This is a genomic window from Ekhidna algicida (genome assembly GCF_051379705.1).
In the GTDB taxonomy this organism is placed as follows: Bacteria; Bacteroidota; Bacteroidia; order Cytophagales; family Cyclobacteriaceae; genus Ekhidna.
Genome location: NZ_CP179868.1, coordinates 314,828 through 339,974, shown reverse-complemented (window position 1 = coordinate 339,974; position 25,147 = coordinate 314,828). Strand labels below are relative to the sequence as shown.

Here is a 25,147-nt window from a genome sequence, read left to right as displayed (position 1 = left end):
TTTTGTATAAAAAATGCAATAACTTGAGTTTTGTAAAATAAATATGAACAGGTTCATTCTAATGGCGGATATCGTGAGTAGTCACGAAAAAGATGGCAAGGCCTTAATGTTAGACTTTCAAGGGCTTGTCCAATGGACCAATATGATCTACGGAGATTCTATTGAGTCTCCATTGACGATAACGCTCGGAGATGAATTTCAAGGAATAGTAGCATCTGCGTCAAAAGGAATAGACATCATGCTTGCCATGGAAGAATATATTCTGGAAGAGGAATTGGATTTCAAGTTACGCTATGTCTTGCATGAAGGAGAAGTCGAAACACCGATCAATGAAGACAAAGCATATGAAATGTTGGGGCCTGGTTTGACAAATGCGAGAGAGCTGCTAAACAATATGAAGAAGGAGAATGGTCGCTTCTTGGTTTCCATTAAAGGAAATGATCAAATCAATAAAATGATGAAGGTTACACAGCACTTCATCGATGGATGGCATCCAAAGGATCGAAGCACAGTTTCTGGCTTTCTACAAGGCCATGATTACAAAGAGATGGCCAAAATTGAATCCAAAGATGATTCTACACTTTGGAGAAGAAGAAAAAGCCTTGCGATAGATGAGTATCTATTGTGTAAAGAATTGATACATCATCTGATAGATGGATAAGTACATGTACCATAGCGCCATTTTTGTTGTAGGAGAGCTCATAGCATTGCTTTTGTTCTTTCTGGTCACCAAGATGTTCGGACGCTCATTAACGCTGAGCAGCGTCCTCAGAGGAGTGTTGGAGCGAGTGTTTCTATACATCATCCTGTTGGTGAATCTGCCTCAAGGAATGGCCTTCTTTGGAGCACTGAAAATAGCCACTCGCCTGAAAGACGATGATAAGATTTCTAATGACTATTTCCTGGCAGGGAATTTAGTCTCAGTTTTAATAGTAATTGGGTATTACCTAATGAGTCAATATAGTTTTTAAATGGGAGAAGAACACGAAAACGAGGAGCAAATACAAGACGTCATTCCTATATCAGGAATGTATGAAAACTGGTTTCTGGATTATGCATCCTATGTAATATTAGAACGTGCCGTTCCAGCAATAAATGATGGACTAAAGCCTGTTCAGCGTAGGATATTGCATGCGATGAAGGAGATGGATGATGGCCGGTACAACAAGGTTGCTAACATCATTGGTAGTGCCATGCAGTATCATCCGCACGGAGATGCTTCCATTGGGGACGCTATCGTTAATCTAGGCCAGAAAGATTTGCTGATCGATACACAAGGTAACTGGGGAGATGTGAGAACAGGAGATTCTGCCGCTGCAGCTCGATACATCGAAGCACGGCTCTCCAAGTTTGCATTGGAAGTTATTTTCAATCCGCAGACAACCGCATGGCAGCTTTCTTATGATGGAAGAAAGAAGGAACCGGTAACATTCCCTGTTAAGTTCCCATTACTTCTGGCTCAAGGTGTAGAAGGTATTGCCGTAGGGCTTTCCACCAAAATGCTTCCTCACAACTTCTGTGAGATTTTGGAAGGCTGTATGGCGACTCTCAAAGGAAAAAAGGTGAAACTCTATCCTGACTTCTTAACAGGCGGTAAAATTGACGTTACTGACTATAACGATGGAAAACGCGGGGGCAAAGTGCGCGTACGAGCAACCATCGAAGAACGAGACAAGTCAACACTGGTAATAAAAGACATCCCATATGGGACAACCACAACCTCATTAATTGAATCCATTGTCAAGGCCAACGACAAGGGTAAGATCAAGATTAAGCAGGTGGTAGACAATACAGCAAAAGACATTGAAATATTGGTCAGCCTGGCTTCAGGAATATCACCGGATATTACCATGGATGCACTTTATGCATTCACTGATTGCGAGGTGTCAATATCTCCTAATGCTTGCGTGATTGTTGAAGATAAACCTATGTTCTTGGGTGTATCTGAGATTCTTAAGCAATCAGTAGATCAAACGATAGACCTCTTGCGACAAGAATTGGAGATTGAAAAATCTGAGCTAAAAGAGAAGATTTTCTTTAGTAACCTGCTAAAGATCTTTATCAACGAGGGGATGTATAAGCACCCGGACTATGAAAATTCCGGCGATCTGCAAAAATGCTATGAGGTCTTAAATACACTGTTTACTCCATTCTTCGATACCTTCTATCGTGAGATCACCAATGAAGACTACAAGCGACTCATCGATAAGCCGCTGAGCAGTATTACCCGCTTCGATACGAGCAAAGTCGATGCGCAGATCCAAGACTTATCTGATCAAATAGAAAAGGTTGATCATCACCTTGATAATCTGACCGACTATGCAATAGCATATTATCAAAATCTGCTGGAGAAGTATGGCAAAGGACGTGAACGTAAGACAGAGATTACCAACTTCGACACTATCAATGTAACGGTAGTTGCAGCTAATAATGCGAAGCTGTATGTAAACAGACAAGATGGATTTATTGGCTATGGACTGAAGAAAGATGAATTTGTAAGTGATTGTTCGGATATCGATGACATCATTGCATTTACTAAAGATGGCAAATGTGTAGTCACAAAAATTCAGGATAAAACCTTCGTCGGCAAGGACATCTTACATGTAGGTGTATTCAAGAAGAATGACGAGCGAATGGTCTACAACATGGCTTATGTAGATGCCAAGTCAGGGAATTCCTATGTCAAGAGATTTCAGGTACTTTCAGTAACCCGGGATCGTGAGTACGATCTCACCAAAGGCGGCAAGGGAAAGATTCATTACTTCACGGCAAACCCAAATGGAGAAGCAGAGATTGTTACCGTTTCATTAACCCAGGCCAGTAAAGCCAGAAAGAAAGTATTTGATTTTGACTTCTCAGAAATCGAAATCAAGGGACGAGGAGCTGGAGGAAACATCCTGACCAAATACCCGGTACGCAAAGTAGTATTGAAGGAAGAAGGAAGGTCAACCTTAGGAGGCGTGGACATCTGGTATGACCCAACCGTCGGAAGGCTGAACCGTGAGGAGCGAGGTGATCACCTTGGCAACTTCATGTCTGAAGATCAGGTCGTGGCATTTTACAAAGATGGTAGCTATGAGACTACTTCATTTGAGCTTACAAATCATTATGATTTCAATAATGTGATGGGAATCTACAAGCTTGATCAAGATGCATCTTTCAATGCTATTCACTATGATGGAGAATCTAAGACCTATTTCGTGAAGAGATTCATCATCGAAACCAATACGCCGAATAAGAAATTTCCGTTTGTGACAGAAGCACGTAGCTCTAAGCTGGTGTTCATATCCAAAGGGATCGCCACGGACGTAGAGGTGACTTACAAAGATGGCCGCAAGCATGAAAAGAAGAAGCTGGACCTCATGAGCTTAATAGACATCAAAGGCTGGAAAGCCATTGGTAATAAACTGCCGATTCAGCAGGTAATTTCAGTGGATTTGATCAAAGATGAAAAACCTAAAGAAGAACCAAAGTCTTCTGAAGAACCAAAGATCGATCTAGAAGCAATTAAGAACACCATACAGACGGAGGTAGAAGAAGAGGAAAACCAGTTGGGTTTGTTCGGTGGCGAGAAAAAAGAATGATGGATGCTAAAGCCATAATTGATGTGCTGGAAGAGTTTGTCTCGGATAACAAGCTTGCTCATATTGAGCGAGTTTTAAACCATCGTACTCGTCATTTGACCCTGGTCTTTGAAGACATTGATAAACCACACAATGTAAGCGCAGTTTTAAGAACCGCAGAATGTATGGGGATCCAGGATTTACATTTCATCAAAAATAAAAACGAATACTCGGTCAATACCGGGATTACTCAAGGAGCTGCTAAATGGGTTACGCTCCATCAGCATGATCAATCCGCAGATAATATTTCTGAATGCTTCGATTCATTACGAAAGTGTGGCTACAAAGTATACGCTACCTCTTTGCATGAAACCTCATGCTCCATTCATGATATTGATCCGCAGCAAAAGGCGGCTATCGTTTTTGGAACGGAAGCTGATGGAATTACACCAGAAGCAGGGGAAAAAGCCGATGGGTTTGTTCATATCCCAATGGTTGGATTTACCGAAAGCTTTAACCTGTCAGTGAGTGCGTCAATTTGCCTGACAGTCTTGAAGTCAAAGCTTGGAGAATGGCCAAAGCTATCTGAAGGTGAAAAGCTAGATCTACGTGCGCAATGGTACCGCAAGATTGTACGCGAAGCAGACCTCATCTTGAAGACGAAGGGAGTGGTTTATGAATAGAATTAGAAAACTAATCCGCTTAGCACTTTGGGTGGGAATGAGTTTTTTCCTTTTCATTCTTGGTACCAATATTTGGGTCGTACAATCAACCAAAGACTACATATATACATCTTCAGATGCTCCGGGGAATCAAGTAGCGCTTGTTCTCGGCACAAGCAAGCGCACGGTAGATGGTAATCCCAATCGGTTCTTTGTAGAACGGATGAATACTGCCGCGGATCTGCATTCAAATGAGAAGGTGAAGCATATACTAGTTAGTGGTGATAACCGTACAAAGTATTACAATGAGCCAAGAGATATGTTGCTTGCACTTGGTGATCTCAATATTCCTGAAGAAGATGTATCACTTGACTTTGCCGGTCTTCGAACGCTTGACTCTGTGGTAAGATGCAATGAGGTTTTTGGTCAGAACAAGGTAACAATAGTTACGCAAGAGTTTCATTGCTATCGCTCACTGTTTATTGCCAGATATTTTGAAATGGAGGCCATTGCCGTTTCGGCAGATGATGGAGGTCCTATAGGAAACATGCTGGCATTGCGGGAAGTCCTTGCCAGAACGGTGGCAGTTTTGGATTTATACATATTACAGCGAAAGCCAAAATACCTGGGAGAGGAGATTTCTCTTCCGATCAAAGGTTAGCCCAGCCTTTCAATTGCTTCAAAGCATCTTCACATTGAGAAGTGATATTGTCAAGCTCCTCAGCATTTGCTTTTTCCGGATGATGTTGGAATTCCTCCAGAGTTTCTGCGCATGAAAGCTGTATCATTTTGGCAGAAGGTTTGAGCTGGTGAGCAGACTTTGCCAGATTGTCTAAGTCATTAGCAGCTAGCTCATCTTTCATTTTTTGAGTTAAAGACTTATACGTCGTTTCAAACGTTTCAATAAACTCAGCTTTGAAGTCGTCATCGTCTTCACTTAAGACTTCTAGATAGGTAAAATCAATTTTTTCCATAGTTCGCTTAATCCTGATGATAAAAGTAATATCATCTAGGTAAAAAACATACCAAAATTTAGGTGTGATGTCAGCATCTTCACAGAAATTATTTTGTATTTTCGAGCCGAAAATTTGAAATCCCAAAGGAATGATCCCAGAATTTGAACCACTAAGAGAAGATGAAATTCAGGTAATGCTTCAAGCACCTGTCTATGTAGCTATTTTAATTGCCGGAGCAGATGGCAAAATTGATAAATCGGAGCGTAGAGAAGCCATTGATGTGGCACGGAGCAAGCAAAGCAGATCGCGTGAGCAGTTGCACGAGTTTTATAAGTTAGTAGGGGAAGGGTTTGAAGAAAACTTCAATAGGCTGATCGATGAGCTTCCTTCAGGAACAGATGCCAGAATCTCTGCTATCACTACTGAGCTAAGAAAATTGAACTTCATTCTTCCTAAGGTTGATAAAAACTTTGCAGTAAAATATCACGCCAGTTTGAAAGATTTGGCTAAGAAAATTGCCGAAGCTTCAGGAGGTGTACTTGGTTATTTATCAGTAAGCTACGAAGAGTCCAAGCTGATGGAGCTGAAGATGATCAAAGAATTAGCTTAAGAATATTTAAAAAATAAAGCTAACCCTGACTTCAATATTGAGGTCAGGGTTTTTTATTTTACTCCAATGCATAAGTCAGGAATTGTACCACCACTCAGGCTCTGCTTCTTTATGTGGCTTGTGTTTGCCATCGAATTCTATCTCGAGGTTGATTTTGGATATTTAGGTATCTACCCGAGATCATTGACAGGATTGATTGGGGTAGTGATGGCACCACTTATTCATGGCAATTTTAATCACTTGATGTCTAACAGCATTCCGCTTATAGTTTTGGGTGGAAGCTTATTCTTTTTCTTTCCGGCTATTGCGTTACGAGTTTTTTTGCAAGCCTATTTTTTCACTAATATGTTGGTATGGGTTTTTGGAAGACCTTTTTATCACATCGGTGCAAGCGGTCTTATTTATGCGCTGGCTTCCTTTCTTGTATTTTATGGTCTCTTTAAAAGAAACTTTAAGTCGGTCATAATTAGTGCTATTGTGATTTTCTCTTATGGTGGAATGGCTTACGGATTACTGTCCTTAGATGATCGAGTTAGCTGGGAATCTCACCTTATGGGCGCCATAGTTGGGTTGGTGACTGCATATACCTTTTCTAGGACAAATAAATTCTAATTACTAATATTTTTAGTAATTTTAATGGATGGATTATTTGAGAGGAAAAGGGGCACAAATAAATGTGGCCAACAAGTTTGCAGCACAGCATATTGAAACAGAAGATTTTGATGGATTGGATGAGGAATTGATTGATGGAAAGCCATCCATAGAAATTTTTCAAGAAACACCGAAAAAGATTATCTCAACTAATAACAGTCCCGATATTGGTATGAATGCCTCCATAAATCCGTATCAGGGTTGTGAGCATGGTTGTGTGTATTGCTATGCACGCAACTCACACGAGTATTGGGGATTTAGCGCGGGACTGGACTTTGAAACAAAACTGGTAGTGAAGCCCGATGCTCCGAGGCTCTTAGAAAGCGAATTTTTGAAACCAACCTATAAGCCGAGAACCATTATGCTAAGTGGTAATACAGATTGTTATCAACCCATAGAGCGTAAATATGAACTTACCAGAAAGCTTTTAGAAGTATTTAATAAGTATCAAAATCCTGTAGGCATCATCACCAAAAATGCACTTGTGACAAGAGATATTGATATTCTCAAAGAGCTTGCCCAATCCAACTTGGTTCAGGTGATCTTCTCGGTTACCTCACTTAATGAAAAGCTTAGGCAAAAACTGGAGCCTAGAACAGCTAGCGCTTTAAAGAAATTGAACGCCATGGAGCTGCTGACAAAAGAAGGTATTCCGGTTGGAGTGATGGAGGCGCCTATAATACCTGGCCTGAACCATCATGAAATACCTGAGATTTTAAAGCAAGCGTCAAATGCCGGAGCATCATTTGCCAGCTATACAGTTGTCAGGTTGAATGGTCAGATTAGCAAAATATTTCATGACTGGCTTATCAAGAATTTTCCGGACAGAGCAGATAAAGTATGGAATCAGATACAAGACCTGCATGGTGGAAACGTGAATGATACGACCTTCGGCAGGAGAATAAAAGGAGAGGGCAAAATATCTGAGGTGATTCGCAAGTTGTTTGAGGTAAGCAAACGCAAATACTTCGGAAATAAATCATTTGAGCCTTTGACTACATCTCACTTTAGAAGAGGCGGGAGTTACAGCCTGTTCTAATAAAAAAACCCTAACAAAAATTGCTAGGGCCTCTCTTCATACTTATCTAGAATCTAGAATAAGGTATTCTCTTTTTAGTCGGACAAATGAGCGCTCATAAACCATGCACCACCAGCCAATGCTATGTCCTTTAAAAACATAGACGAACTTACTGGATCTTGACTTAAAAATCCAGATAAATGAATTAAAACAGCAAACAAGGCAAGCATAAGTCCTAAAAGTTGAGTTGCCAACTTGGCTTTCTTGCCGATGATAATTGCTACAGCTGCTAAAATTAGAGCTATACCGGTGAGGTAAACAAAGAAAATCGGTGCAGGCAAAAAATCCGGAACCATACCGGTCATATCGTTGGCTCCCATGAGATGGAAAATGCCAAACATGGCCATTGGTCCTGCGTACATCAGTTTTCCAATAAATCCTAAGCTTTTCATAAGGTTGAGTTAAGGTTAAATACAAGTATTAATCTTCCTGAATTTACGTTTTTAGCTCGTCAATAACAAGATAAAACCATTGCAAAGCCTAGCTAATCAGGTTACTGATCAATTGCTTTAGCTGCTGAGCCAGTGTCTTATCAGCCACGCTATACCATGCTCCATTTCCAATATTTATCGAAACGTTTTGTGATTTTTTACCGGGGTTTAATGAATCATAGTCAATGCTGTATATGGCTTTAAGGAGTCTTCTGCCATTTCCCCAGTCTTCACTTATTTGATTATTTACTTTGATTGTTCTTTCAGAAAAAACCCATTCTAGTTTATATATCTGATCTGAAAGTCTCACATCCAAACTGAGCGGAGACTCTATTTTGGCCATCTCCAGAATCGCTTGCATGAGTTCTTGAAAAAGCATTTCTGCCTGTTTGATATCCTTAGGAAAGTTCAGCTCCTTTCCATCAATCTCAACGTGCAAGTATGTCTCATCATCAGGCTCGACATTATATGAACTATGCTTCAAATTTTCGACTTCAATAACCCATTTTTTGCTCAATTTTCCAGCCCAGATAATGTTATCATCGTGAGTAAAACCTTCGGACTTGAGCTCCTCATCAGACATCTCGTCTCTTCCTAAATATTCCAAATTGAAATTAACATCTAATGCATTTTTCTCCGTATTGATAGATAGAACAGCAGCATAAGCGTAGGGAGGAGGTATAGATTGTGTTTGATATGAAAGTGTAATTCTCATAAGTTTCTTTCAAAGTTCAATTGGGTTTTTCTACGGTCGATTTTACCACTTTCAGTCCTGAAGATGATCTGCCCGAAATAGTTTGCTTTTGGTCTGTGGTATTTTTCTAAATGACTGTAATCAATTGTTTTTTCTTCACCACTTGAAATCAATACAATCTTACTTCCAAGTTGCTTATCCGGAAGTGAACCAATGATGAATTCATCCTCAAGAACAAGATTAAGCTGACGTTCAATATCTTCAGGGTTCACCTTAATCCCTCCCGTATTGATCATAAAATCTTGTCTGCCAAGCCATTTGAATAGTTTATTCGATTGGATTTCAACTACGTCATTGGTAGTGAGCCAATTATTATCCGTAATAGCACCTTTAATTTTCAATAAGTTATTTCTTGAATAAGCAACCTCGGTATCACCAGTTGTGCTAAAAAACTCTTCATTGATTTTTCGAAGTGCAATATGAGATACTGTTTCGGTCATACCGTATGTAGAGTAGATATTCGATTTACTTTCAGTGTCTATTACACCAATTGGAGCTCCTCCGATCAAGATAGTGCCAAATTGATCGAGTTGTGATTTGGTGAGCGCATTAAACTGAATTGGAACTAGAGAAACCAAGTCAAAATGATTTTTTTTCAACACCTCACTTATATCAGAAGAAGGCTCTACAATAGTTAAATCATGGTTGCAAATCAGACTTCTGTAAATGACCATAGCGCCTCCGATGTGGAAGGGGTTGAGACACAGTAAGGATGACTTAATGCTTTTTTCGGGATCAATATATGCCATGGTAGCCCGTGTACTAATTTCAATCTTTTCCCTACTAATATTAACTTTCTTGGGTCTTCCAGTAGAGCCCGAAGTTTGATGTGTTAAGAATTGTGCATTTGAATACCACTTTCGAATAATATTCAACACAAAATTTTCATGCTCGTTATATCTTTCGGCTGGAATTCTATCTTTTAGAATTTCCTCTAACTTTAGGACGAAATTTTTTGATCTTATAATCACTGCGCTTGGAAAACGAAGAGGTAATTGTACATCGGTTAATAAACAAAGATAAGCGGGCTTTCGAACTCGTATTTAACCAGTATTACAACATCATGGTTTTGTATGCGGCTCGTTTCATGGATACGCGTGAAGAGGCCGAGGAAATAGCCCAGGATGTCTTTGTCAAATTCTGGGAAAAGTGTGACTCACTTTCAGAGGACTCATCCATCAAGAGTTATCTATATAGATCTGTGCATAATTCTTGCTTGAATAGCTTGAAACATGAAAAAGTTAAAGATGGGTACCGTCAGCATATGATTCATTTTATGGAGTCTACCTACCAAAATGAGTTCACAGAAGGGGATCCGGAGCATCTTAAAAAAAGGATAGCCGCTGAAATTGATAAGCTGCCACCGCGATGTTCCGAAATATTTAAGCTAAGCCGTTTCGAAGGACTTAAATATCAGGAAATAGCAGATCACCTGGAAATATCCGTAAAGACTGTCGAAGTGCAAATGGGTAAAGCCTTAAAAGTCCTTCGTGAAAGTCTCCAGGATTTAAAAAATCTGAGAGATGCGAGCTAGTTTGATTATAGCTTTTTGTTTAATTCTTTGCGCAGGTTTTGGCCAAAATCGAAAAAAGGAACAGGTTGACGGTCATTTTGAAGACCTACCTCTAGAAGCGATTTTTGACAGCCTCAGTGCTCAGACTAATTATTTCTTCAGCTATAATTCAGAACTTTTACCTAAAGGAAGCAGGTATACAATCACAGCAGACAACACTCCGATTGATGTATTCTTATCTAAGCTTCTTATTGGAACGGGCTTAAAATATTCTTTTTTCAAGGATCAAATTATTTTAAACTACTTGCCTCCTGAAGAACAAGTGATTAAGAAAAAGAACTTTTTTTCTGTCTCAGGGACCGTTTATGATGAGAATGGGGAACCCTTGAACAATGCAAATATCTTCCTAGATGGAACAACCATTGGCATATCCAGTGATATTGATGGGAATTACAAACTTGAGTCAATTCCTCCAGGGCTATATGACATTGTGTTTTCTCATGTAGGATATGAAAATGCGGTATATCAAATTTCGGAAATGAATGGAGGTTCTCGTATTCAGGCTCATCAAATGGAACTAGACCTTGGGCAGCTGGAGGAAGTGGAAGTAATTTCTAATCGTATTAATCGCACAGAAACTAGTTGGCAACAACATTATGGTGTATTTCGCACAGAGATTCTAGGCCAATCATTGAATGCTCAAAAATCAGTCATTGAGAATCCTGAAGCGTTGGATTTTACTTACAATGAGGAGAGAAATTCTCTCAGTGCTTTTTCCCGATTTCCTTTACAAATTCGTAATGATGCTTTGGGTTATCGTGTGAGCTATTTTTTGGAATCTTTCAGGAAGGAAGAAAACGATTTGAGATTTAGAGGTAAAATTCGCTTTAGGAACTTGGAACCCTTGAATGGTTCAGAAAGGAAAGAATGGCGTAAAAATCGTAAAATCAGCTACTATGGCTCCTTTAATCATTTTAAAAAAGCTTTATTAAACAGTGAATTAAAGAAAGAAGGATTTAGAATCTACAGAGTACATAGTCTGGGAGATTTTGAGATCAAAAGAGGAAATGAACTATCAGCTTCAGATATATTGGTTTTCAAAGGAGATCATTATGAAATCGACTTTAAAAACTACCTGGCCATAGAATATCGAAAAGAAAAGGAGAGCCCGGATTTCCTAAGGAGTAGCAGTTTTGTAGAAACATTATATGGGGATTTTATTACAGCGGAAGGCGTGCTGATTAAAGATCCAGGGAACCAAATATCAGTTTTGAGGCTGTTACGTAACTCTGTTAGGTTAGATTTGTCAGGTGAAATCATGGATAGATTTGGATTAACAACCTATGGATATTGGGCTTGGGAAAGAACGGCTGATTTGGTGCCAATAAATTATGACCCAAAATATGATAATTTGTAAAAAAGCTTTAAGGGGTGTCGATGTTCTAAGTTGTTAATAACCAGACGATAACAAGATAATGGAAGAAGTACTAGCGAAATATTTTTCTGGCAATGCAACTAAAGACGAAATATCCTTGGTTGAAAACTGGAGATCGGAATCAGAAAGTAATGTGGAAGCTTTTTTTGAAGCTAAATCTGCTTGGTTGATTTCGGACATTGAGACACCACCACCGTCTCATATTCTGGACAAAATTTTGAAAGAACCTCAAGCAAAACAAGTTCCTTTCATCATGCAAGGTTGGGTGAAGTATGCCAGCGCGGCAGTTTTAGTGCTCGCGATTTCCTTACTTTTCATTCTAAACCAAAATGGAGCATCCGGCACTTTAAATGAATCTTTGGCGGATGGAAGTAAAATTGCGCTTCATGAAAACTCAAGTCTTGAAATCATCAACTTCAACGAAAATATCAGAGAAGTACGGGTCACAGGAAAAGCGTATTTTGATATAGAGCGAGATGAAACTCGTCCATTCATTATTCACACTGATAATGCGAAGGTTCAAGTGTTAGGAACCTCATTCCTGGTAGATACATATGGATCAAAGACCGAAGTGAGTGTTGAATCTGGAGTTGTGGAATTATCTAAAAACTTAAATGGTTCTTCTGAGGTATCTGTTAAATTGGTAAAAGGGGAAACTGGTCTTGTGACCAACATGAACGCAGGAATAATTAAGAAAAACAATAATAACCTCAATTACCTGGCCTGGAAGACAAAGGTTATCGCATTCAATGAGTCGAGCATGCAAGAGGTTAAACAAGTTATTGAAGATGTCTATGGCATAGATATAACCTTTGAAAACCCAGCATTCCTGGAATGTAAACTAACCGCCAAGTTCAATAAGAAAAAGCCAAAAGATGCAATAGAGATTATTGCACGAACATTCGGAATAGAGTATGAGTATTCGAATGGCAAAGCTGTATTAAAAGGAAAGGGGTGCTAAGCACCTTTTCGTCTTTTAAGGAATCCATTTGATGTCGTTAAAGTTTGGTTTCCTTTTCTCAAGGAACGCATTTCTTCCCTCTTTAGCTTCATCTGTCATATATGCAAGTCTGGTAGCTTCTCCTGCAAACACTTGCTGCCCGACCATTCCATCATCAGTGAGATTAAATGCGAACTTCAGCATTTTGATCGATGTTGGTGATTTAGCCAAAATCTCTTGAGCCCACTGGTAGGCTTCATTTTCAAGATCCTCATGCGGGATAACAGCATTTACCATCCCCATTTCAAATGCTTCTTGAGCTGAATAATTACGACCCAAAAAGAAGATCTCCCGAGCGCGTTTCTGCCCAACCATTTTAGCCAGATATGCTGAACCATAGCCACCATCAAAGCTGGTAACATCCGCATCTGTCTGTTTGAATATTGCATGCTCTTTGCTAGCAAGTGTAAGATCACATACCGTATGCAAACTATGGCCACCACCAACAGACCATCCTGGAACGACAGCTATGACTACCTTCGGCATAAAACGAATGAGTCGCTGTACTTCAAGAATATTCAACCTCGGCATGCCATCTTCATCCACATAACCCTGATGCCCTCGTGCATTCTGATCACCGCCGCTGCAAAACGCCCAACCGCCATCTTTTTTGGATGGACCTTCACCACTTAAAAGGACAACTCCAATGTTCACGTCTTCTCTGGCATCCAGAAAAGCTCGGTACAATTCGGCTACAGTTTTAGGTCGAAAAGCATTTCTTACTTCTGGTCTATTAAAAGCAATACGCGCTACTTTACCACACTTCTTATATGTAATGTCTTCAAAGCCCTCGGCACTAATCCATTCAATTTTTGATTCGCTCATTGATGCTATTTTTTAATTCATTAAAAACGCGCTGGTTCGTTTCTGGGTCAGTAAAGACTTCAAGAACCTTCGCCTTTTCTGACGGTTGATAAAAATGATCCAGCTGATCTTTTAAACTATCGATATCTTTTGCAGTGAGATATTCAAGTCCATTTTCAGCGCAAATATATTCTGCTGTGCGATTATGTCTGGTCTCGAAGTAATCTTCAAGCTCCGGCAGCTTAGAAGGGCCATCGATCAACCTGAAAATTCCACCTCCTTGATTATTGAGAATGATAACCCGAAGGTTATTCGGATGGTAATTGTGAAAGAAAGCATTTCTATCATATAAAAATGCCAGATCACCGGTAATTAGCGTATTCAGCTGATCTGAAACGAGGGCTGTTCCTAGAGCCGTAGATGTACATCCGTCTATTCCACTGGTTCCTCTGTTGCTAAAGCAAGTTGTATTCATCGGTACTCCAAACATGTCAGCATAGCGAACAGGCATGGAATTGCTCAAATGCAAATAGGATTGATGTGGAATCGATCCAAGAATAGTGTGAGCGGCAACTGTTTCAGAAAATGAAGCTCGTGCCATGAAATCAGTAAACGCATCTTTCGATTTTGCTTCCAGTTCCTGCCACAATTTCAAAAAATCAGGATTAACGTCATCAATTGGGTTCTGCTTAAGAAACTGAGTCAGAGATGATTTAATGATTTGTGGGTTCGATTGAAAGGTATCTACTTGAATTCCAGCCGGATCAATATGAATATGTTTTGCTGGTTTATTCCCTCTCAGAAATAGCTTTAGTTTCTTAGATAATACGGACAATCCACTGGTAATGAGTAAGTCAGGTTTTAGCTCTATTTGATATTGTATAAATAAGTCTGCATGTTCAATTCCTTCAGATAGGTTGTTTAACGGGAATTTGAAAATAGGAACATGTTCAGCGACCTTTCTGATTTCATTTTCTAATTCTAAGTCTGGTGAATGCTGACCTAGAACGATAAGTATTTTGGAATGGGGTGATACATCGAAATTCAAATCTAAAGGAAGATTGCTATCATCCTTCTGCTGATCAATTTCTACTTCCCGGTAAACAAGTGAATCTTCTTTTTCAGGATAAAATGGCTCTTCAAATGGAATGTTGATATGAACTGGACCTAGAGGCAATGTCTGACTCTCCTGTAGTATTTTGATTAGTGTCTTTTCATAGAGTGTAGCCGTCTGCTCAGAATCAACCAAAGGAAGCTGCACTGTTTGTTTTACATGATTTTTTAGCGCTTCGAATTGGCGGATGGTTTGTCCGTCACGCTGATCGATGAGCTCAGGCGGTCTGTCCGCTGATAATACAATTAGAGGTATTTCTCTATAATAAGCCTCAGCAATAGCAGGTGCATAGTTTAATAGTGCAGTCCCACTGGTACAGCATAGAAGAACTGGTGTTCGTGTTTCCTGAGCTATGCCAAGTGCAATGAACCCAGCGGCCCGTTCATCAGGAATAATCCATTTTTTGACCTCAGTATGCCTTGCAAAGGAAATAGTTAAGGGAGCATTTCTCGATCCCGGTGACATCACAGCATGCCTTACACCAAGCTGATGGCAAATTTGAGCGGTATTAAATATGATTGGATCTAACACTGAATGAACATTGACATCAGAACATTCATTTTCATTTCTGTTTCCAGAAACTCTTTACTAGCAATGGAATCTTCTGTAATACCAGCTCCAGCAAAAAACCTTGCTTTGTTACCCGCTATTTTCATACATCTAAGATTGACAAACAGGTTAGACGAATTTTCAAAGTTGACTGGTCCCAAAAAGCCTGAATAAAATTCTCTGTCATAGTTCTCTACCTTTTCAATCCAGGGCTTGGAACTCTCTATTGGCATACCACAGACAGCCGAAGTAGGATGGAGGAGCTCCAACATCTGATCCGAAAGGTTGTCGAAAGACAATTCTTCATAGTCAACGATGAATTCGGTTTTCAAGTGCGCCAAATTGCCAGCCTGAATGGTTTTAGGTCCATGTTCATGAAATTCTCTCAAACGTATTTTCTTGAAGCAGTTTATGATATATCTGCTTACGAAGGCTTGTTCTTCAATTTCTTTTTGCGTCCATGCGATTTCGCTGAGGTTTTGGTCGGACTCTAGTGTCTTAGTCCCCGCCAATGATACCGTCTTAAATTGCTTATTGCTATCGGAAAGCAGAAGCTCCGGGGTTGCTCCAATCCATAGGCCATTCTCAGGAATGAAAGTCATACTCACAAATGCATTTGAGTATATAGAGCAAATCTGTTGGAAAAAGGTCCATGATGAAAAGTGTGCGGTTAACGCCACATCCTTAAACCTGGATAAAACAGCTTTTTCAAATTTGCCTGCTTTAATCTCATGAATAGCAGCTTCCACTGATGCTTCAAAATCATTACCTGCATCAGTGTGAGAAGATGACTCCTTGGCGTTGATAGCATCATTTTCTTTCTCCAGATCTTCCATGAACTTATCTATCTGCGAAGATTTGATAGTCGGGTTAATTAGCACATCATTCGCTCTAAGAATGATATCACCTGAAATGAAATATGGTGAAATGGGATGGTTATCAGCAAACTTATTTACGAGAAATCCTGTGTTCAGCTTACTAAGCTGAAAGTCTTTAAGTTTCTCAACCTCGCCAAGCGAAATAACTAGTTGAGTTTCGGTTTCATTCGGCATTCGCCATACAGCAAAGGCGTACTCCGATAACTCCAGCTTTTTAATTAGCTGCTCTTTTTCTATGAGTTTTAAGGTATTTTGAAGCTGTTCAATCACTACTTTCTGTCTAAAATCGCTAACGTAATTCGACTCACTGCCACTAGCTGATCGTCATCATTCCTTATATCTATACCCCAAACTTGCGTACTTCGTCCCAAATGAACAGGTTTTGCCACACCGGTGACTTTCCCACTTTTAGCAGACTTAATATGATTTGTGTTGATTTCTAAACCAACCGCATATTGTTTATTCAAATCAATTGTTACCGTAGAACCAACACTTCCCATAGTTTCTGCCAGAGCTACTGAAGCTCCACCATGCAACAATCCCATTGGCTGCTTTGTTCGGTGGTCCACAGGCATGGTAGCGACGAGGTAATCATCGCCTATTTCAGTGAAAACAATACCAAGGTGTTCTACTAAACATCCCTTGGACATGCTGTTTATTGCTTCCAGTTCCAGGTATTCAGGGAAAATTCGTTCTTTTGCCATTATATAAGCAAACCAACGTAAAGCAGATTTGAAAAGCAAGACCATCTACATACTTCGCCACGGTGAAACTGATTTTAATAAGAAGGGAATGGTTCAGGGAAGAGGTGTTAATGCTTCTTTGAATTATCAGGGAATGAAACAAGCAAAAATGGCAGGTGAATCATTAATAGATGTTTCATTTGATGTTGTTTACACATCTGCTCTTGTACGCACGCATGAGACTGTGGGACAATTTCCTTTAAATGGAACTCCAATAGTTGCTCATGAAGGGTTTGATGAAATCAGCTGGGGAAATCAGGAAGGTCAGGTCGCTTCATATGAAGCGAAGACGCTTTATGCTGACACAGTAAATGGGTGGAGAAGGGGAGAACTCGAATTGAATGTAGGAGGAGGCGAAAATCCCATTCAAGTCATGGAAAGACAGAAAGAAGCTATGCAGCATGTGTTAGCCAATGACGGTAAGAATGTGCTCGTTTGTATGCATGGCCGAGCTTTAAGGGTGTTGCTTTGCTGGACGCTCAACTATCCTTTGAATTTTATGGATGGATTTCCCCATCAAAATTGCGGATACTATGTGCTCGGTTACAGAAATGATTCATTTTATCTAAAGGACTTCAATCAGGTTGATCACTTGAAGTAGCGTGAGCAATTCCCATCTTTATTTCACCCCAGGTATAGCTATCAGGCAAAGCAGACTTAATTTCACCGGACTTTGTAAGTCCTTGCTCGTAGCATTTCATAATCGCTTTTAGCTTGGTTGGTTTGAGAAAGTCTGTCACATCCAACATGCCTTTCTCAACATATTGTGCCAGGTGGCTTTCAATCGTACCTTCCACCAGTCCGCGTTCTTCAGCAATTACCTTCATTGACTTTCCTTCTTTATACATCTGGTAGCTGATCTCAGCGGTAGGAGTTTTATCTTTTGCTGTAGACTTTGATAGTTCTTTGAGTGTAGAGCTTTGCTTTAGCTTATCCTTTGTTAATGGAATGCCCTCATTGATGTGTTGCACCAATAAATTTAACTTCACAATTTGCCTCAATTGCTTTGCTATAAGTTCTTTAAGCTCAACGAGTTCTGATCGATAGGTCTTGGCTTGTGTTTGGGTTTTCAAAGTGCGGTGTTGTGCAGCAACACGGTCTACCAGAATGGTGAGATGTTCTCCAAAGTATTCGGCTGCCTTAGACATTCGCTCGGCTAAAAGATGTAAATCTTGAGACTGGAGAATTTTGCGAATTTGCCTGAGAAAATTTTCACCTACTTCTTTTAATGGAAAGGCATCATTGATCAGTTCATCAGTCCATGGTAAGTGCTTCTGTTTCAGCGAACGATTCTCATCTTTATTAAAGGTCTTCTTGTGGTTGACCAGTTGCTGAAGTAAAGGATCTAACAAGAATGCCCACTCAGCGAATTCAGCAATGAATTGGATTCGATCTCGTTCGAATTGTTCTACTAGCTTGTCTTTGCCTTCAAATCCTTGGATATAGTATTGCAGCTGCTCGTCAATTGATGGTGCCCTTTCAGGTAATGGACTTGATAAGATCAATCCATCCAGCGAAGTGAGCCTTGAAAGAGCGACGTATAGTTGCCCGGCGGCAAACGTACCTTCCAAATCCAGAATTGCTTTTTCAAAAGTGAGTCCCTGACTTTTGTGAATGGTTACTGCCCAGGCCAGTTTCAATGGATATTGAGAAAATGTCCCAAGTATCTTTTTGTCAACTTCCTTGCTTTCCTTATCCAATACGTATCGAATATTTTCCCAGGTATATTCCTCTACATCTACTTCCACATTGTCTTCAAAGACCACCTTAATCCCATCATCCAGACCTGAAACTGTACCAATCTTACCATTAAAAAATTGGCCTTTCCCGGATGGATCGTTCTTAATAAACATCACTTGAGCACCTTCTTTAAGGGTTAAGTCATACTCGTTTGGATACGCATTTTCTGAAAAATCCCCACCAATTGAAGCTGTAAAAACGACTTTATCGGATGATAGATTTTCCAATTGATTGGCATTTATCTTGTCGGCTTTACGATTGTGTGTTGTCAGGTGAATATATCCATCATGACTGGCGTCCTCAGATTCATAATGTGCATTGAGTAATTGAATATCCTCAGGCTCCAACTCATTATGTCTCAATCGATTCAGAAGGTCTATGAATTGCTGATCACTTTGTCTATAGACTTTATTTAGTTCTACTCTAATCGGCGGATTTTCCTGTAAGGCTCGTGCTTCAAAGAAGTATGGAGATGGATAGAATTGGCGCAAGAGAGTCGCTTCATTATTTCTTACCACTGGTGGCAACTGCATTAGATCGCCTATAAAAAGGATTTGCAGCCCTCCGAACGCATCAAACCTTCGCTTGCGCAGCTTTCGTAAGGTATGATCAATGCAGTCAAGCAAATCAGCTCTGAGCATACTTACCTCATCAATGATGAGCAGCTCCAGTTCATTGATGAGTTTTCTCTTTTGGGCACCAAATTTTGCATCCTTAAATAAGTTTGAAGGTGTATTTACCTGAACATCCTGTTCAGAGTAAGGAATATCTTCAGGAATAAACACCCCAAAAGGAAGCTGAAGGAGTGAATGAAGTGTGACGCCTTCCGCATTAATTGCAGCTATGCCAGTTGGAGCCGCCACAGCTGTATTTTTATAAGTATTTGAGACAATGTCTCTGAGGAAAGTGGTCTTACCTGTTCCAGCTTTACCAGTGAGGAAAATGTGTCGATTCGTATTATTTACGTAGTTGGCTGCTAATTCTGCTGGTTCCATTAAATAGAATTAAAAATGCGTTTGAAGCTCAAATTATGCTATTTATAACAATGCGAATGTTTAAATAATCGATATCACCTTTTACGCATAACTAAATTACATTGTCTTGCGAATTGTAAAACTCGAAAGTATTCTTCTAATTACTTGTCTCTTTTAGTCAGGATTCTATTCTGACCACCAAAAATCCACCTTTTATGTGACATCAATTCCTACACACCAATCACACAAGACATAAATCCAACCTGATACTTCAAGTGAAGTGGTGAATGCGCTGACCGGAGTTCAATATGAAATCCTCGAGGTAAAGAAATTATTTTGAAGTTGAAAAACCCTAAATGGATTTAGCTTTCTGGTCAAACTGTAGCAGATATACTATTCTTCAAATTATCTTCGATGGAAGATGGCTAAGCAGAAAATTCATGCCGAAGTAGGAAGGCGAGTCATAGAGCTTTCAAATCTGGATAAGGTGCTTTATCCTGAGGATGAGATTGTGAAAGCTGAGATTATCGAGTATTACCTTAAGCTCGCGCCAACAATACTCAATCACATTCGAGGTAGGGCACTTTCGCTGGTTCGCTACCCTGATGGGATTTACGGGGAGCAATTCTTCCAGAAACATCGCCCGGACTGGACACCAGATTGGATTGATTATAAACGATTAGGAAAGGAAAGAAAGAAGGAATACGTGGTAGCTAAGGAAGAAGCTACGCTGGTTTGGTTGGCAAATCTGGCTTGCCTGGAAATACATCAAATTCACAGCTTTTCAGAGCTCAGCGATAAGCCTGACTATATAGTTTATGATTTGGATCCACCTGAGGATGGTTCATATCCTTTAGAAGATTTGAAAGACATAGCCTTCGCCTTAAAAGAACACCTCGAACGGTATAATTATCATGTATTTGTAAAAACGACTGGTGGCAAGGGATTGCATTTACTTACTCCGATTGAGGCCAGGTATACTTTTGAAGAATGTTTCCAGACCGCCAAGAAAATTGCGTCTGACTTCATAAACAAGGATGCTCGAACCACACTGCATATCAAGAAGGAGTCCCGGAAAGGAAGAGTACTGGTTGATATTTACAGAAATCGACCTTCTCAGACTATTGTATGTCCTTATAGCCTGAGAGGAAGGAAGGGAGCAACAACTTCCACGCCCATTTCTTGGGAAGAACTTGAATCACTGAAGGATCTTTCCCACTGGAATATTAAAACAACAATAGATCGGGTGCTAACCGAAGGTGATGCCTGGGAACAAATTCGTGGTTGGGCTGTCCCATTGCATACGGACAAGCGAGCTATCTTGGCAAAAGAACTACCACCTAATAAACGACACAAGACGCCTGAGCAGCTAGCCGATTACGAAAAGAAGCGAGACTTTAACAAAACCCCAGAACCATTGACTTCAGAAAATGAAGCTCCTGGAAGTCGATTTTGTATTCAAAGGCACCATGCATCACATTTGCATTATGATCTAAGACTGGAACAAGACGGTACTCTGAAGTCTTGGGCGATTCCAAGAGGGATGCCTCCAATTCCGGGTGTCAAAAGATTAGCAGTTCAAACCGAGGATCATCCTCTAAAGTATCTCTCCTTTGAAGGTGAAATCCCGAAGGGTGAATATGGAGGTGGAATGATGTGGATATATGCAACTGGCAGATATGAAATCACGAAGGAGAAAAAGAATGGCTTCTATTTTAGACTTTCCGGGAAGCAACTGAGTGCGGAATATCGGATGCACTTGATGAAAGATAAAGAGTGGCTGCTTGAGCGTGTGGATGCTCCTCAACAGAACTTACTTGAACAGGTGCTAAAACCCATGCTGGCTGACTCAGCAAAACGTGTTCCAGTGGGAGATTACTACTATGAACTTAAATGGGATGGTATTCGAGCGCTTATATATGTTAATGAAGGTCAGCTTAAGATCTACAGTAGAAATGGAAATGATATCACAGAACAGTTTCCAGACTTGAATGTACCTGAACAAGCGTTTCGTATTAACAATGCCATCTTTGACGGGGAGATTGTCTGCTTAGATACAGAAGGACGAGCCAACTTCAAGAAGGTAATCAAGCGCCTAATGAGCAAGAAAAATTTTGACTCTGAATCGAAGCGATCACCAGCATATTGTTACCTTTTTGACTGTCTTTATTTAGACGGAAGATCCTTAATGAATGATCCACAGGAAAGAAGAAGGTGGTGGATGATTGATTCGGTAAGAGTGGGAGAAACCAATTATCGAATTAGTCAGACAGAGGAAGATGGCAAGGCCTTATTTGCTGCTACCAAAGCTCACGGCATTGAAGGAATAGTAGCCAAAAAAGCCGATGCAAGATACATCCCCGGTAAGCGAAGCGATGCCTGGACAAAAGTAAAGGTCAAGGAAACTATGGATTGCTTCATCATAGGATATACAAAGGGCGAAGGAGAAAGGGAACGATACTTTGGATCACTTCAATTGGCAGAGGAGCAAGATGGTAAGTTCATTTATAGAGGTAGAGTTGGGACGGGCTTTGATGATAATCTATTAAAATCACTAACCAGTCAGTTTCAAGAAATCATTTCAGATGAAAAGCAGATTGAAGCAGAAGCACATGAGGAGAAAAAAACAATCTGGCTAAAATCTAAGCTTATTTGTGAGGTAGAATATTCTATGATCACTGATAATGGAACGTTTAGGGACCCAGTATTTAAAAGGTTGATTGATCAGTCATAGGTACGATGATTTTTACAAATGATGGTTTGTTGTAAATAATTAGTCAATTTTACTACTGATAATTCAGGTGATTTCTCCTTTGATTAATCATGAAAATGTTCAATATTGTAGCCCGTTTATTTATTGCCGATGGAAACAATGAAGAGAATTGTGCTGATTGATGATGACTCTACCACCAATTACCTTAACAAATTGATAATTGAAAGATCCGAATTGGTAGACGAAGTTTTAACCTTTGATTCTGCTGAGGAAGCACTTAATTTTTTCCATCAAAACAACGACCCTGATGATGAGGCACTAGTCCTGCTTGATATTAATATGCCGATCATGAACGGGTGGCAATTTTTGGATCATTACCGGGCAATGGATATCCCTCGATCAAATAAGATTGTCATGTTGACTTCTTCAATAAATCCAGCAGATAAGCTCCTGGCGGATGAAAAGAATGATGTCGTGGATTATAAATCAAAGCCACTATCTGTAGATATGCTTAAAGATCTTGTCTCTAATTATTTCAATTAAGAGATTGCGTATACTTTGTGAATTCAATAGTAAAAGCACTTCCAATTCCTTCCTCACTTTCCACTTTGATTAAACCATTTAGTACGTTTATTCTGTTTTTGACAATAAACAAACCAAGACCTCTGCCTTCCACATCCATGTGAAATCGTTGATACATTTTGAAAATTTTATCGCCAACGCGACTTAGGTCCATACCTCGACCATTATCAGAAATAACAATGTATTGCTTAAGCTCATCTTCATAGCTTCTGATTTTAATATGAAGACGCTTGTCTGGGTCCAAAAATTTGATACTGTTAGAAATCAAATGATACAAGGCATCTGTAAGGTAGGGTCTGTAAGACTTGACTTTATCCAGTTCTAAGTTTTGCTCAATGGTTACATCATGTGATTTAATTTCAGTTTTCAATGAATCAACAACATCCTTTACCAGACGGCCCAATGATAATATTCTGAAGTCGGAGGGTTTAGGATCATTTTCATTAAGAATTATGCTTAGCTCTTTTATTACTTTGTCAACCTTATTGGAAGAATCAACAATACGCGAAATCATTTCTTTTGACTCACCATTTGACTCCTTTTCATCGTCATTTAGAAGGTCAGACAAGCCAATGATCTGCGTAAGCGGCTCCCGTAAATTATGACTGATAACACTGTTAAATTCTTGTAAACTCTTATTTCTACTTTGAAGTTTTTTGATCAATTCCTCCTTCTCAACTTCCAGGATGTTTCCACGTTGTTTAGCTATTGCAACAACGATAAGATCTGAAAGTGAGGCAACATAACGTTGCTCATTAGTGCTCCATTCTCTCACCTTTCCATCAATCATGGTGTAAGAGATAAAACCCATGAATTTTCCATCTATGAGTACTGGAGCATTCAGGATAGATTCAATTCCCATGGGTTTAAAATATCGCTGATATATTTTTTTCAGTCTTTCATCTTGACTAATTCTGGAAATAGCCAGAGTGCGGTTTCTCATGAATTCGTTGAAGAACTCATTAAACTCTTCCCGTTTAAATACAGCTGTTTGGCCTTGTGGAGCATCTTTGACTTGATCAACTGCATTAAGAAAAAGCGAACTGTCGTCAGGTTTATAAACCCAATAGGTAACGCGATCAGATTCAATAGTTTTTCGTGAAAGTTGAAGTAGACTTTTTACAAATTCTTTAAGACTGAAATCATTTTCATTCAGTGCTTGAGAAAGTTGCAGTAGTGTTTCATTAAACCTTGATTCATTTTCAGCTTCTTTGGACGCCTTCTGCCGCATGCGATATTGATAGGTAGCTAAAGCCAGTCCTAAAACAATCAGAAATGCAAGGGAAATCACAATCAAGCGTGCATCGTCTTGTGCTTTGTGCTGCAAGCTCTCTTGCTTCAAGAGCTCATTTTCTGCATTTATGAGTTCAGATTGTAGTGCGGATCTAATTTTACTCACATTCGATATGAATTCGGCATTTCGAATGCTATCACTCAGGTTCTTATGTAGTTCTAAGTAGATGGCTGCATTTTCGATATCTGAGCGATTTAGATAGAAACTGTACAAATCATCGTATGCCTCGTTCAACAGATCATTGGCCTCATTTTCCTTCGCCAACTCTTTCGTTTTGTTCCAATAGTAGAGTACACTGTCTGGAATTGCCGGCTTATCAGAATTAAAGTAATGACCCATTTTCAAATAAGATTGGATGGCTCCTCGTTTATGGTCAGCTATCAATCGTATTCGGATCGAATTTCTCATTAAATTGATCGCCTTTTGGCTATCTCCACGAAGAAAAGCACACTCAGCTAATCCATAATAGCCATAGCCCTGACCCCTCATGTGATTTGACTCGATGGCGTTGCTCAAGCATTTATTGAAATACTCTTCAGCGCGCACCATGTCTCCTTGCATGAGGCTCACCTCACCAAGATTTGAATAAATAATGACGGGCTGGTAATCTTTTATCTTTTCAATGGCAAGTGATAGTGCACGGTTAAAGTATTTTAAGCTTGAATCATATACTTGCTTGCGCCGATAAACCTCGCCGATGTTATTATTAATCCGTATGTACTCTAAAGGAAATCTTTGAGGATCGTACTGTAGCGCTTCCAGATAATGTGAAAGGGCTTGATCAGGCATCCCAATGATTAGAAAACTATTCCCTTTTATTGTGGTGGCTCTAATAATCCCACGATCGTAATTAAGATCTTTGGAGACAGATATTGCCAGGTTGATGTAGTAGATGGATTGCTGCTGGTCTGACATGCTCAGCCGAAATGCAATATCATTTGCAACTTCTACATATGCTGTGTCGCTCACTTCCAGTTCTGACAGTACAGTCTGAAGACTGTCTATTTTATTCTGCTGCGCGATGTTTTGGTGGCTACTCAGGCCAATAATTAAAAGAAATAGAAATTTCCGCATTATTATTTTCTAAGGTAGCCTTTACCTTT

24 protein-coding genes are annotated in these 25,147 nt (G+C 39.7%); 14 read left to right on the top strand and 10 right to left on the bottom strand.

The window, feature by feature from the left end; translation table 11 throughout:
- The first annotated feature begins 43 nt into the window (after window positions 1-43).
- Genes ACL8WY_RS01295 through ACL8WY_RS01275 form a run of 5 tightly spaced genes read left to right on the top strand, consistent with a single transcriptional unit; the run spans window position 44 to window position 4,886 of the window.
- Complete coding sequence (locus ACL8WY_RS01295) at window positions 44-661, top strand: SatD family protein (protein ID WP_436516467.1); 618 nt, start codon at window positions 44-46, stop codon at window positions 659-661.
- Complete coding sequence (locus ACL8WY_RS01290) at window positions 654-971, top strand: hypothetical protein (protein WP_436516465.1); 318 nt, start codon at window positions 654-656, stop codon at window positions 969-971. Before ACL8WY_RS01295 ends, ACL8WY_RS01290 begins: the two co-directional genes overlap by 8 nt.
- Complete coding sequence (locus ACL8WY_RS01285) at window positions 972-3,584, top strand: DNA gyrase/topoisomerase IV subunit A (RefSeq protein WP_436516464.1); 2,613 nt, start codon at window positions 972-974, stop codon at window positions 3,582-3,584. It abuts the gene before it with no gap.
- Entirely contained in the window at window positions 3,581-4,246 is a 666-nt protein-coding gene (locus tag ACL8WY_RS01280) for a TrmH family RNA methyltransferase (protein WP_436516463.1), read from the top strand. Before ACL8WY_RS01285 ends, ACL8WY_RS01280 begins: the two co-directional genes overlap by 4 nt.
- Window positions 4,239-4,886 carry a SanA/YdcF family protein gene (locus ACL8WY_RS01275; protein WP_436516462.1) on the top strand — a complete coding sequence of 216 codons (648 nt, stop codon included), beginning with the start codon at window positions 4,239-4,241 and terminating at the stop codon, window positions 4,884-4,886. The genes ACL8WY_RS01280 and ACL8WY_RS01275 overlap by 8 nt, the downstream gene beginning before the upstream one ends.
- Here ACL8WY_RS01275 and ACL8WY_RS01270 read toward each other — a convergent pair.
- Window positions 4,876-5,199, bottom strand: coding sequence for an Hpt domain-containing protein (locus tag ACL8WY_RS01270; protein WP_436516461.1), 324 nt, complete (start codon window positions 5,197-5,199; stop codon window positions 4,876-4,878). The genes ACL8WY_RS01275 and ACL8WY_RS01270 overlap by 11 nt on opposite strands.
- 130 nt (window positions 5,200-5,329) lie before the next feature.
- On the opposite strand from ACL8WY_RS01270, the gene ACL8WY_RS01265 reads away from it, so the two are divergent.
- From ACL8WY_RS01265 to ACL8WY_RS01255, 3 genes are all read left to right on the top strand, one after another.
- The gene (locus tag ACL8WY_RS01265) at window positions 5,330-5,791 is read left to right on the top strand and encodes a hypothetical protein (RefSeq protein WP_436516460.1); all 462 of its coding nucleotides are present in this window, start codon (window positions 5,330-5,332) and stop codon (window positions 5,789-5,791) included.
- A 66-nt stretch (window positions 5,792-5,857) separates the two neighbouring features.
- Window positions 5,858-6,403 (top strand): rhomboid family intramembrane serine protease, encoded by a 546-nt coding sequence (locus ACL8WY_RS01260; RefSeq protein WP_436516459.1) that lies wholly within the window; start codon window positions 5,858-5,860, stop codon window positions 6,401-6,403.
- Window positions 6,404-6,431: 28 nt separating this feature from the next.
- Window positions 6,432-7,481 (top strand): PA0069 family radical SAM protein, encoded by a 1,050-nt coding sequence (locus ACL8WY_RS01255; protein WP_436516458.1) that lies wholly within the window; start codon window positions 6,432-6,434, stop codon window positions 7,479-7,481.
- Between the two features lie 74 nt (window positions 7,482-7,555).
- Here ACL8WY_RS01255 and ACL8WY_RS01250 read toward each other — a convergent pair whose 3' ends face one another.
- From ACL8WY_RS01250 to ACL8WY_RS01240, 3 genes are all read right to left on the bottom strand, one after another.
- Complete coding sequence (locus tag ACL8WY_RS01250; RefSeq protein WP_436516457.1) at window positions 7,556-7,912, bottom strand: DoxX family protein; 357 nt, start codon at window positions 7,910-7,912, stop codon at window positions 7,556-7,558.
- Window positions 7,913-8,000: 88 nt separating this feature from the next.
- Entirely contained in the window at window positions 8,001-8,666 is a 666-nt protein-coding gene (locus ACL8WY_RS01245) for a hypothetical protein (RefSeq protein ID WP_436516456.1), read from the bottom strand.
- Window positions 8,663-9,580, bottom strand: coding sequence for an AMP-binding protein (locus tag ACL8WY_RS01240; RefSeq protein ID WP_436516455.1), 918 nt, complete (start codon window positions 9,578-9,580; stop codon window positions 8,663-8,665). Before ACL8WY_RS01240 ends, ACL8WY_RS01245 begins: the two co-directional genes overlap by 4 nt.
- Before the next feature lie 101 nt (window positions 9,581-9,681).
- Between ACL8WY_RS01240 and ACL8WY_RS01235 the strand changes: the two genes are divergently transcribed.
- The 3 genes from ACL8WY_RS01235 to ACL8WY_RS01225 are packed head-to-tail and all read left to right on the top strand — an operon-like array spanning window position 9,682 to window position 12,614.
- Window positions 9,682-10,239 (top strand): RNA polymerase sigma-70 factor, encoded by a 558-nt coding sequence (locus ACL8WY_RS01235; protein ID WP_436516453.1) that lies wholly within the window; start codon window positions 9,682-9,684, stop codon window positions 10,237-10,239.
- Window positions 10,229-11,635 carry a carboxypeptidase-like regulatory domain-containing protein gene (locus ACL8WY_RS01230; protein ID WP_436516452.1) on the top strand — a complete coding sequence of 469 codons (1,407 nt, stop codon included), beginning with the start codon at window positions 10,229-10,231 and terminating at the stop codon, window positions 11,633-11,635. Before ACL8WY_RS01235 ends, ACL8WY_RS01230 begins: the two co-directional genes overlap by 11 nt.
- 58 nt (window positions 11,636-11,693) lie before the next feature.
- The gene (locus ACL8WY_RS01225; protein ID WP_436516451.1) at window positions 11,694-12,614 is read left to right on the top strand and encodes a FecR family protein; all 921 of its coding nucleotides are present in this window, start codon (window positions 11,694-11,696) and stop codon (window positions 12,612-12,614) included.
- Between the two features lie 15 nt (window positions 12,615-12,629).
- Here ACL8WY_RS01225 and ACL8WY_RS01220 read toward each other — a convergent pair whose 3' ends face one another.
- The 4 genes from ACL8WY_RS01220 to ACL8WY_RS01205 are packed head-to-tail and all read right to left on the bottom strand — an operon-like array spanning window position 12,630 to window position 16,702.
- Window positions 12,630-13,478, bottom strand: a complete 849-nt coding sequence (locus tag ACL8WY_RS01220) for a 1,4-dihydroxy-2-naphthoyl-CoA synthase (protein WP_436516450.1) — start codon at window positions 13,476-13,478, stop codon at window positions 12,630-12,632.
- A complete protein-coding gene (gene menD / locus ACL8WY_RS01215) occupies window positions 13,459-15,102 on the bottom strand; it encodes a 2-succinyl-5-enolpyruvyl-6-hydroxy-3-cyclohexene-1-carboxylic-acid synthase (protein WP_436516449.1) in 1,644 nt (547 codons plus the stop codon). The genes ACL8WY_RS01220 and menD overlap by 20 nt, the downstream gene beginning before the upstream one ends.
- Window positions 15,096-16,268: a chorismate-binding protein gene (locus tag ACL8WY_RS01210; protein ID WP_436516448.1), complete on the bottom strand. Its 1,173-nt coding sequence runs from the start codon at window positions 16,266-16,268 to the stop codon at window positions 15,096-15,098. Before ACL8WY_RS01210 ends, menD begins: the two co-directional genes overlap by 7 nt.
- Complete coding sequence (locus ACL8WY_RS01205; protein WP_436516447.1) at window positions 16,268-16,702, bottom strand: hotdog fold thioesterase; 435 nt, start codon at window positions 16,700-16,702, stop codon at window positions 16,268-16,270. The genes ACL8WY_RS01210 and ACL8WY_RS01205 overlap by 1 nt, the downstream gene beginning before the upstream one ends.
- A 28-nt stretch (window positions 16,703-16,730) precedes the next feature.
- Here ACL8WY_RS01205 and ACL8WY_RS01200 point away from each other — a divergent pair, with 28 nt between their 5' ends.
- Window positions 16,731-17,342: a histidine phosphatase family protein gene (locus tag ACL8WY_RS01200; RefSeq protein WP_436516445.1), complete on the top strand. Its 612-nt coding sequence runs from the start codon at window positions 16,731-16,733 to the stop codon at window positions 17,340-17,342.
- Here the strand turns inward: ACL8WY_RS01200 and ACL8WY_RS01195 are convergent.
- Entirely contained in the window at window positions 17,317-19,476 is a 2,160-nt protein-coding gene (locus ACL8WY_RS01195; protein ID WP_436516443.1) for a helix-turn-helix domain-containing protein, read from the bottom strand. The genes ACL8WY_RS01200 and ACL8WY_RS01195 overlap by 26 nt on opposite strands.
- Window positions 19,477-19,876: 400 nt before the next feature.
- Here ACL8WY_RS01195 and ligD point away from each other — a divergent pair, with 400 nt between their 5' ends.
- Window positions 19,877-22,189 (top strand): non-homologous end-joining DNA ligase, encoded by a 2,313-nt coding sequence (ligD, locus tag ACL8WY_RS01190; RefSeq protein ID WP_436516442.1) that lies wholly within the window; start codon window positions 19,877-19,879, stop codon window positions 22,187-22,189.
- Window positions 22,190-22,327: 138 nt separating this feature from the next.
- Window positions 22,328-22,711: a response regulator gene (locus ACL8WY_RS01185; protein ID WP_436516441.1), complete on the top strand. Its 384-nt coding sequence runs from the start codon at window positions 22,328-22,330 to the stop codon at window positions 22,709-22,711.
- Here ACL8WY_RS01185 and ACL8WY_RS01180 read toward each other — a convergent pair.
- The gene (locus tag ACL8WY_RS01180) at window positions 22,704-25,118 is read right to left on the bottom strand and encodes a tetratricopeptide repeat protein (protein ID WP_436516440.1); all 2,415 of its coding nucleotides are present in this window, start codon (window positions 25,116-25,118) and stop codon (window positions 22,704-22,706) included. The genes ACL8WY_RS01185 and ACL8WY_RS01180 overlap by 8 nt on opposite strands.
- Window positions 25,119-25,147 lie beyond the last annotated feature (29 nt).

Bases quoted from the DNA above. Each gene is read 5' to 3' on its own strand.
- ACL8WY_RS01185 (WP_436516441.1), top strand. From the start codon at position 22,328: ATGAAGAGAATTGTGCTGATTGATGATGACTCTACCACCAATTACCTT.
- ACL8WY_RS01220 (WP_436516450.1), bottom strand. From the start codon at position 13,478: ATGAGCGAATCAAAAATTGAATGGATTAGTGCCGAGGGCTTTGAAGAC.
- ACL8WY_RS01245 (WP_436516456.1), bottom strand. From the start codon at position 8,666: ATGAGAATTACACTTTCATATCAAACACAATCTATACCTCCTCCCTAC.
- ACL8WY_RS01260 (WP_436516459.1), top strand. From the start codon at position 5,858: ATGCATAAGTCAGGAATTGTACCACCACTCAGGCTCTGCTTCTTTATG.
- ACL8WY_RS01290 (WP_436516465.1), top strand. From the start codon at position 654: ATGGATAAGTACATGTACCATAGCGCCATTTTTGTTGTAGGAGAGCTC.
- ACL8WY_RS01205 (WP_436516447.1), bottom strand. From the start codon at position 16,702: ATGGCAAAAGAACGAATTTTCCCTGAATACCTGGAACTGGAAGCAATA.
- ligD (WP_436516442.1), top strand. From the start codon at position 19,877: ATGGCTAAGCAGAAAATTCATGCCGAAGTAGGAAGGCGAGTCATAGAG.
- ACL8WY_RS01285 (WP_436516464.1), top strand. From the start codon at position 972: ATGGGAGAAGAACACGAAAACGAGGAGCAAATACAAGACGTCATTCCT.
- ACL8WY_RS01230 (WP_436516452.1), top strand. From the start codon at position 10,229: ATGCGAGCTAGTTTGATTATAGCTTTTTGTTTAATTCTTTGCGCAGGT.
- ACL8WY_RS01195 (WP_436516443.1), bottom strand. From the start codon at position 19,476: ATGGAACCAGCAGAATTAGCAGCCAACTACGTAAATAATACGAATCGA.
- ACL8WY_RS01280 (WP_436516463.1), top strand. From the start codon at position 3,581: ATGATGGATGCTAAAGCCATAATTGATGTGCTGGAAGAGTTTGTCTCG.
- ACL8WY_RS01265 (WP_436516460.1), top strand. From the start codon at position 5,330: ATGATCCCAGAATTTGAACCACTAAGAGAAGATGAAATTCAGGTAATG.
- ACL8WY_RS01250 (WP_436516457.1), bottom strand. From the start codon at position 7,912: ATGAAAAGCTTAGGATTTATTGGAAAACTGATGTACGCAGGACCAATG.
- ACL8WY_RS01180 (WP_436516440.1), bottom strand. From the start codon at position 25,118: ATGCGGAAATTTCTATTTCTTTTAATTATTGGCCTGAGTAGCCACCAA.
- ACL8WY_RS01255 (WP_436516458.1), top strand. From the start codon at position 6,432: ATGGATTATTTGAGAGGAAAAGGGGCACAAATAAATGTGGCCAACAAG.
- ACL8WY_RS01270 (WP_436516461.1), bottom strand. From the start codon at position 5,199: ATGGAAAAAATTGATTTTACCTATCTAGAAGTCTTAAGTGAAGACGAT.
- ACL8WY_RS01295 (WP_436516467.1), top strand. From the start codon at position 44: ATGAACAGGTTCATTCTAATGGCGGATATCGTGAGTAGTCACGAAAAA.
- ACL8WY_RS01275 (WP_436516462.1), top strand. From the start codon at position 4,239: ATGAATAGAATTAGAAAACTAATCCGCTTAGCACTTTGGGTGGGAATG.
- ACL8WY_RS01225 (WP_436516451.1), top strand. From the start codon at position 11,694: ATGGAAGAAGTACTAGCGAAATATTTTTCTGGCAATGCAACTAAAGAC.